We start from the raw sequence: 8296 nt of genomic DNA, 5'->3' as shown, positions 1-8296 counted from the left end.
CTTCCCATCCCGAACAGGACCGTGAAATGACTCTGCGCCGATGATAGTGCTGCAACCAGTGTGAAAGTAGGTTATCGTCAAGCTAGTTATAAGTCAGGAAGGCCCGATCGATGATCGGGCCTTTTTGCGTTTACCCTCCGCGCTGCAGGCTCAGTACAAAGCGCACGCCATGCGCGTGATTCTGGGCGACGATGGTACCGCCCATCTTGGCCATATAAGTCTTGGCCACAAACAGTCCCTGGCCGCGGTTTTCGCCTGCGCCATCGGAAACGCCATACTCAAAAATCTTGTTCAGCATATCGGGTGCTATCTGCGGGCCCTGATTATGTATGCTGATCGTCGCGCCTGTTTCGCTGCCATGTAATGTGATGGTTATCGGACTGCCGGGTAGCCGGTATCGCTCGGCATTGCGCAATACATGGGTGACGACATCTTCCAGCGAGTATTCATCCGCACGTGCAGTGAGCGGTGTCGCCGGCCCTTCATACATCACATGCTCGATGCCGATGCATGGCGCATTGTCAGCGACGTTTTGCAGAAAGCCCGTCAGCTCAACCTCGGTGACCTGTAGCTCGGAAGATTGAAACGCTTCGCTCGGCGACGCATGGCCATACAGCACGCGGACCGCCTGCTGCATGCGGCTGATATAACGCTGGCTTTGATCGTTACCATGCAAGACCATCAGCGACTGCAATGGCGACATGATTTCATGCCCGACTGCGTGCCACATATCGCGTTCCTGTTCGGCGCGGATGTTCTCACGCTCGACGTCTTCACGCACGCGGCGCAGCAGATCATGTAATCCGGTTGCCAGCACGCCCAGTTCATCGGCGCCACGCAGGTCGGCCAGATCGGTTTCTGAAAATCCGCGTGCCGACTTGACCTTCTCGCCCACATCGTCCGCACGTTTGATCAGCACCTTGATGCGCCGGATGATGCCGACCTCGATCACCAGCCAGGCCAGCATCAACGCTGCCAGCATCGCGCCGACAAACCACACCAGGCGGCTGGCCACCACGCCCAGGCTTTTGCTCACACTACGCACATCGCCCTTCAACACCACCTCGTAACTGCCGGCCGGTGTAGCGATGACTTCTTTCGCTTCCAGCGGCACATCGTAAGCATCCACGGGCAAGTGGCGGATCAGCGTGGTGACGAAATGCCAGGACTGGTCTTCCGATTCGACGGGACCAATCAGCGGTGGCAGCATGACGCCATCGCCAAGCCGTTTGATTTGCAGGCGCTCTCCCGGCAGCAGCATGGTTTTCAGATCTGCCAGCGCAAATGGCTGCGCCGCCGGTCCCGTACTGCTGTCCAGTAGCGGTGCACCATCGCCTGGCGCCAGCACGGCGAGACTGACGTTGATGCGGTCCAGATCCGCAGGCGGCCATTCAGGCCGGCGCTTTTCAAACAAGGCATCCTGCAGCACACCGATCGGCAGACGCAAAGAGAAGAAGGCGCTGCGCGCGCACGCGTCGTCGTCATCATTGGCATCCGCCTGATTGCAGCGCGGGCTTTGCCAGATCCAGCCACGGAAGTCTTTTACTACCGGCGCTTTGGCGCGGGCGACGTCGGCGGCATTGAAACCGGTCAGCCGTCCGCGCATGCCGCTGTAGCGGCGCCCCGGCGTTTGCGGCTCCGTGCTTTCTTCGAACGGCGCGATCCATTCATAGCGTTGGCCACGCAGCGTCACCTTCACGCGTACACGATGCGCCTGATCGACGATCTGATCGCCACGTGCATGCGGCACCAGCCGTGCGCCATTAAAAGTGCCTGCGACATAAATGAAGCCTCCCGCCCACGGGTTATTACCAATGCCAACGCACAGCGAGCCGTTATTCCCATATTGGGCCAGGCAGCCGGACATGGCGACCGCCTGCTGCACCTTTTGCAGATCGTCGAAGTCCAGCGCGGCGAAGGGAAGCAGCAGTGGATGCAGTGCGCCGCCGCTGCTGGCGGGTTGAGGATTGAGCAGCGCCAGTTGACCCGTCGGATGGCGCAGCGTGGCCGCCACCTGCACGCGCGTCTTCTGGAAGCTGCCTTCATAGTTCTTGTAGCTGAGCTGTTTTTCCTGCTGTAGCACGGACAACGCCAGGCCCACCGTCGCCGCCATCAGGAAGACAAACGCCGCCCGCAGCAGCAGGCGTAAGCGGTAGGGGACGAGGCTGAGACGGCGCCAGTCCATCATTCACTGTCCGCCCAGCGGAAGCCGCGCATCGGCACGTTCTCTATGCAGGCAAAGTCGGGATCGATTTCGCGGAAGGCATCACGGATGGTGCTGACATGCTTGCGGATGTTGTCGCGATTGCGGCCGCTCTTCACCACTTCAAACAATTCGTCATAAGAGACGACCTGGCCGCGCTTTTCAAATAACGCCGCCAATATGCGCTGCGCGGTCAGTGGCAGGTTGATGCGGTGGCCGCGCCACATCGGTGTGCGCTGGCGCAGCGGGTCCATGCTGAGTTCTGCGGTACTCGCGGAGGCAGGCTCTTTGACGGAGCGCAGGATCTCCAGAAAGGTTTCGACAAAATCGGCCTCCTCAAACGTGGCTTTCTGCAGATAGTCCCAGGCATCCAGTGCTTTCATGATGCTGCGGTAAATGGTGGCCGGCATGGCCGATACCACCAGCACTGGCGTACCGTGCCGCTTGTTGATGGCGTTGATGATCGCCACACCCGCATGCCGCTCGCGTCCCAGTTCGATATCCAGCACCACCAGATCGTAGCGCTCACGCGCGATGGCCGCTTCGGCGTCGTCACGGCTGAACCATTGATCGACGACGATGCCTGGCCGTGCGGACTCTATCCATGTCCGTAGCTGATTGCTGGTCGGCAGATCGTCCTCGATGACGGCGACTTTGGCCATGCTGCACTCCACTTCCTGTCAATGGAACCAGTATCTCCGCTTTTACGGAAAAAGTCATAAAACAGGTGTGAAGATTTCTTCACACCGGGTGAGGATAGTTGGACGGCGACGGCGTTGATAGCTCCGCACTGTGCGGGGCACCATGCGTCTCAGGGGATAAGCCCGGAAATCAACGAAAGGTGAACATCATGGCAGAGCGGATCAAACGGATGGTGCAGGCGGTACGCACGGCTTTCAGCGGCGGCGCTGGCGTGGCGGTGAGCGGCATGCGCCGTAATGGCGCGATGCTGGTGGCAACGGCGCTGGCTGCGGCCGCGGGCTATGCGCTGGTTACCCATCCGCCGCTGGCCAAACTGTCGCCGGGCTATATCGGCATCCGCACCAATCAGATGACTGGCTCCTCTGTGACGGTGCACGACGGTGCAGTGCTGATGGTGCCGGGCGTGCATGTGCTGCGCCAGGTGCCGCTGCTGGATCAGGTGTATCGCCCAAGCCGTAGCGACAAGGCGCCGTTCCAGTCGGTGGAAGGCCTGGCGCTGGGCGTGGATATGTCGGTGCGGTATGCGCTTGATCCCGCGCGGGTGATGACGATGGCGCAATCGCTGCCGCCCGATATCAATGGCGCCATTGTTGAACCAGCGGTGCAGGGAGTGATCTACAAGGTTTTTACCCGTTACACGGTACGCGAGATATTTTCATCCAAGCGTGCCGAGATTCAGCAGGCGGTTGAAGCAGAGCTGAAGCCCAAGCTGGCGGCTGATGGTGTCACGCTGCGCGGTATCACGATCGGCAAGATCACGCTGCCTCCTGAGTATCAGGCGGGCATGGAAAAGCTGCTCGCGGAAGAACTGGAGACGGAGAAGATGCGCTATACGCTGGAGCTGAAAGAAAAGCAGGTCAAGCAAACCGCGCTGGAAGCGGATGCGGAAAAGATCCGGCGCGAGAAGGAAGCGGAAGCCGCCGGCAATGAGCAGATCATTGCGGCGCGCGCTCAGGAGCAGGCGATGGCGCACGTACTGCCTTTCAAACAAAAGCAGATCGAGCAGCGCAAGCTGGAGGCGGAAGCTGAAAAGGCGGCGCGTATCAAAACCTCGGAAGGTAATGCGCAGGCGCGCCTGATTGAGGCGGCCGGTGAGGCCGATGCGCGCCGCAAGCTGGCGGAGGCGGAAGCATTTCGCCAGGAGGCTTTGGGCAAGGTAGCGGTGGCCCAGATGGAGCGTGAGGGCGATCTGATTTCGCGTAATCCGCTGCTGATCCAGAAGACCATGGCAGACAAGCTGTCGGACAAGATACAGGTGATTATCGCGCCACCGCCTGCGGACGGTGGCTTCATCGGCACATCGCTGCTTGGCAAGCAGACGCGTGTGGCGGCGGAGGGCCAATAACCATGGTGATGATAGCGGCGGCGCTCACGCTGGCGATCGTGACGCAAGACCAGGCGGCATTGCGTGCTGCGCCCAAAGACTCGGCACAACAGCAGGCTGTGTTGTGGCAGGGGGATAGCCTGGAGATCCGCGGTGTGAAGCAGGATTTTCTGCAGGTGTACGATTATCGGCGCGAGCGGGCCGGCTACATTCGCGCCACGCAGGTGCGTCAGGTATCGCTGGCGGCGGCGGATGCGCCGGAGCTGTTGTCGGTGGTGCGCTTCCTGCGCGAGACGCCGGGAGCGGAGTCGCTGGGCATCAGCTATGCAGCGGCGTATCTGAAGGCGGCGCCGGCGAATGCCATCACGGCAGAACCGTTTGATGCGCTGGGTACGATGGCGGACCGTCTGGCGCGGCGTGCTTCTGTGCGTCAGGGCAAGCAGGGTGATACCGTGATTGCAGCGCATCTGGAAGCCGTCGCACATTACGGTGTGAATATACGCAGCTTTGAACGCGAGGGCCGGATGCAGTTGTGTTATGACGGCGAGGCGTTCCGCCGTGTTCTGGCGATGGCGTCGGCACAGCCGCAGCAGCGTGCATCGGCGATGCTGGGGTTGACGCGCCAGGAGTGTGTCGATCCTTCGCTCACGCCTGGCGCGCGCGTGGCGTTGGACGAATGGCGTTCGGAAGTGCTGGAGCGCGTGGATTTGAAGGAACTGCCAGGCCATGTGCGGAATCGTGTGCAGATGCGGCGGGCGATGGTATGGTCGTCAGTGGCGTTTGAGCGGGCGCGTAAGGGAGTTTCTTCAACGGAGGCGGCACAGCGGGCGCTGGATGCGTTAGGCTTGGTGGAGCCGGCAGAATTGACGGAGGACGATGCCAGTGCGTTTGCCGAGGCGGGTGTGCGGGCAGGAAGCGTGCGCTGGGCCGCCGAGTCGGCGGGAGCGGTGCCGGGAGCGGCGGTGCTGCGCGTGATCACAGTCGCGGGGCAGCCGGGCGAATCTTGTGTCTTGCTGGTGGACGGCAAACACGATCAGCAACATCCGTTAGTGCGGAAGTGTAGCTACGGTGTGGTGTGGACGGCGTCGGCGCGCGTGAATACGCAGGGCAGTGCGCTGGCCCTGGCCGTGCAGCCGATGGATGGCTGGCGTGAGATGTGGTTGTTCCATCAGTCGGGAAAGGAGTGGCAGGTGGACGTCTTGCCGCCAGCTGCGGCGGATCCCGATATCGGATATGCGGAATTCGCTGGCTGGGTGCCGGGCGCGCAACAGATGCTGGTGGCGCGCGAGGTTCGTGTTGACGGTCGCTTCAAGCGCAGCTTTGAGCTGGTGGATATGACCACACTCGCCACCGTGAAATCGGCGGACAAGCCTTCGTCTCTGAGCCTGTTCTACCGCTGGCAAGATCCGGAGTGGAAACGCCAGACCGTGGCGCTGCGCTAAAACTGATAACGCGCGCTGGCGCCGAGCATCCAGTTACGCTGCGGCGCCGCTTCGTAGTAGCGTTTGTTGGTGTCACCGACGATCACCGAGCCGATGTAGTTTTTATCGAGCAGATTGTTCAGCCGCGCGAACTGCTTGAAGCGCCAGCCCTTCCATTGCTGGTTGGCGGTGATGCGCGCATTCAGCACGCCATAACCTGGCGCTGCCTGATCTGTGTTGCTGTCCTCGACGTAGATCTTGCCGACGGCGACAGCTTCCAATGCGGCGCCATAGTGTCTCTGGACTTCCTGCCAGGCCAGTTCACCGTATAGATTCGCATTCGGGACGCCAGGCAGGCGGCTGCCATTGTCGTAGACCGCGCGGAGTGTGGTCAGTGCGAGCCGCGTGCTCAGGCCATGGCGCCAGGTGGAATCCAGCGACATCTCCACGCCTTGGCGCAAGGTCTTGCCGCCATTGCGGTAGCTGGTACGGCCGCCGCTTGAACTATCGACGACCAGTTCGTCGGTAGTCCTGATCTGGAACAGTGCGGCGTTGATGCGCGTTTCGTCGAAGCGTGCCTTGACGCCCGTTTCTACGTGCGTGCTGTACGCGGGTTGCAAGCGGAAATTGAAACCACCTCCGGCGCCTGAATAAAACAGCTCATTCAGCGTGGGCGTTTCGAAGCCATGCGCGGCGCTGGCATATACGTTCAAGCGCGGCGTCACGCGATACAGCACGCCCAGCACCGGTGTGGTGTGGCTGTAGCTGAGCGAACCGCTGTCATCGCGGTTGCTAAGAAAGTGGTCGCGCACAGCGATCTTGACGCGGCTGTGCCGCAGACCTGCGCTGAGCTGCCATGCGCCGCTGTCCCATTCCGTCTGCAGATAGGGATCGAGATTGCTGACGGTGTCGTTCTCGTCGCGACGGAGTGCACCCTTCACACCGAATTGCGTGCCGATGAAATTTTCATAGCCTTTCCGCTCGTCGCTGGAGCGGCCGTACTCTGCGCCGATGGTGGTGGTCAGCTTGCCCTGCGCAAGATGATGGACGGTTGACCAGCTGATGTCAGTACCGGAGAAGTCGCGTTCAAAATCGACCACGCCGCCGGAATGGCTGACCGGCGCCTGAAAGGCCCTGGAAAAAGCCTGGTACTGGATCACATCGCGATTGCCGCCGTATGCGGTCACGCGCAAACGGTCTTCACCGAAGCGCTGCTCCCAGCTGGCGCCGATCTGCTGGTGGTGGATGCTCTTGCGCGTGTTATAGCGGTCAGCCAGCGTGCGCTTTGGTGTTTGCGTATCGGTGATGTCGATTTCGCCGGCGCGCGGATCGCGAAGATAGCTTGCCCAGCTTGCGCCGAGTGCGTCCTGCGTATCATCCTGGCGCAGGCCATTGGCGACGATGGTGAGCTTGGCCTGGCCGAGTGGTCGGAGCGTCAGCTTGGCGTAGGCCTGATCGCGCGTGGCGGCGCTGTGGGCGCGATAGCCGTCGGTATCGAAACGCGAGACGTCGAGTACATAGCCAATGCCGCCACTGGCGCCTTGCGCATTGAGATCGGTCTTGTGGGTACCATCACTGCCGCTGAGGACATTCAGCTCCACCGTTGGCGCGCCTTTGCCGTCCTGCGTGAATAGCTGGATCACGCCGCCAGCGTGATTGCCATAGATCGCAGAGAAGGGGCCGCGCAGTATTTCGATGCGTTCCGCCATATCCAGATTGAAGGTGGCGGCCTGGCCCTGGCCATCCGGCATGCTGGCAGGTATGCCGTCTGCAATCAGGTGTACGCCGCGTACGCCGAAAGCGGAACGCGCGCCAAAGCCGCGTGAAGAGATCTGCAGGTCCTGCGCATAGTTCTGGCGGTTCTGCGCGACCAGGCCAGGCACGCTGGCCAGCGCCTCCGATGCGTTCACGCGTGCCTGGCCTTCGCGTATGCGGTCGGCATCGATGACGTCGATCGATGCAGGCACGTCAAAGCTGACGTGTTCCGTGCGCGTTCCGGTGATGACGACAACCGGCGTTTCAGCCGCTGCGGCGCCAGCCGCGACGAGGGCAAGGATAGAACTCAGGCGATGCACTATCACTATGTTTAACTCCGCAATGATCGAACGCGAAATATAACAAACCCCTTGTCAGATCAGCGCAGGCTTTGCTATAGTTCGGTCCCTCGCGAAACGATGCATACAAAATGCAGAGTGAGCGAGAAAAAAAGAGGGTTGACGAAACAGTTTAAACGCTTCATACTCTTTCCTCTCTGCTGACGAACAAAACGATTCGCAGCGTAAGACAAGATCTTTAAAAATTAACAGTCGATAAGTGTGGGCATTTGATGCGGTGCACGCGGAGCTTCGGTTCCGCGAAACTAAAAGCATTAAATGCTCAACAAGAAATAAGCAGTAGTAATACTGTCAGTATTTTGAGTGAGCGAACCATTTTTGTCAATGGTGATAAAACAGAGATTAAACTAAAGAGTTTGATCCTGGCTCAGATTGAACGCTGGCGGCATGCCTTACACATGCAAGTCGAACGGCAGCACGGAGCTTGCTCTGGTGGCGAGTGGCGAACGGGTGAGTAAAATATCGGAACGTACCCAGGAGTGGGGGATAACGTAGCGAAAGTTACGCTAATACCGCATACGTCCTAAGGGAG

Annotated in this window: 5 protein-coding genes and 1 rRNA gene; 3 read left to right on the top strand and 3 right to left on the bottom strand. The window is 60.3% G+C overall.

From position 1 onward, the window contains the following. Positions 1-130 precede the first annotated feature (130 nt). Together BUA36_RS29655 and BUA36_RS29650 are read right to left on the bottom strand one after the other, a co-directional pair. On the bottom strand, positions 131-2185 hold the full coding sequence (locus BUA36_RS29655; RefSeq protein ID WP_072791080.1) for a sensor histidine kinase: 2055 nt from the start codon (positions 2183-2185) through the stop codon (positions 131-133). Next, positions 2185-2865, bottom strand: a complete 681-nt coding sequence (locus BUA36_RS29650; protein WP_072791078.1) for a response regulator transcription factor — start codon at positions 2863-2865, stop codon at positions 2185-2187. Before BUA36_RS29650 ends, BUA36_RS29655 begins: the two co-directional genes overlap by 1 nt. Positions 2866-3053: 188 nt before the next feature. Between BUA36_RS29650 and BUA36_RS29645 the strand changes: the two genes are divergently transcribed. Then, complete coding sequence (locus BUA36_RS29645) at positions 3054-4250, top strand: SPFH domain-containing protein (RefSeq protein WP_072791084.1); 1197 nt, start codon at positions 3054-3056, stop codon at positions 4248-4250. Between the two features lie 2 nt (positions 4251-4252). Then, a complete protein-coding gene (locus tag BUA36_RS29640; protein ID WP_072791077.1) occupies positions 4253-5671 on the top strand; it encodes an SH3 domain-containing protein in 1419 nt (472 codons plus the stop codon). Here the strand turns inward: BUA36_RS29640 and BUA36_RS29635 are convergent. Beyond that, positions 5668-7731, bottom strand: coding sequence for a TonB-dependent receptor family protein (locus BUA36_RS29635; protein WP_371851503.1), 2064 nt, complete (start codon positions 7729-7731; stop codon positions 5668-5670). The genes BUA36_RS29640 and BUA36_RS29635 overlap by 4 nt on opposite strands. Before the next feature lie 377 nt (positions 7732-8108). On the opposite strand from BUA36_RS29635, the gene BUA36_RS29630 reads away from it, so the two are divergent. Next, positions 8109-8296, top strand: a 16S ribosomal RNA gene (locus BUA36_RS29630); the annotation flags it as partial.

This window comes from Duganella sacchari (genome assembly GCF_900143065.1).
GTDB lineage: Bacteria > Pseudomonadota > Gammaproteobacteria > Burkholderiales > Burkholderiaceae_D > Rugamonas > Rugamonas sacchari.
This window is presented reverse-complemented; position numbering and strand designations above follow the sequence as displayed.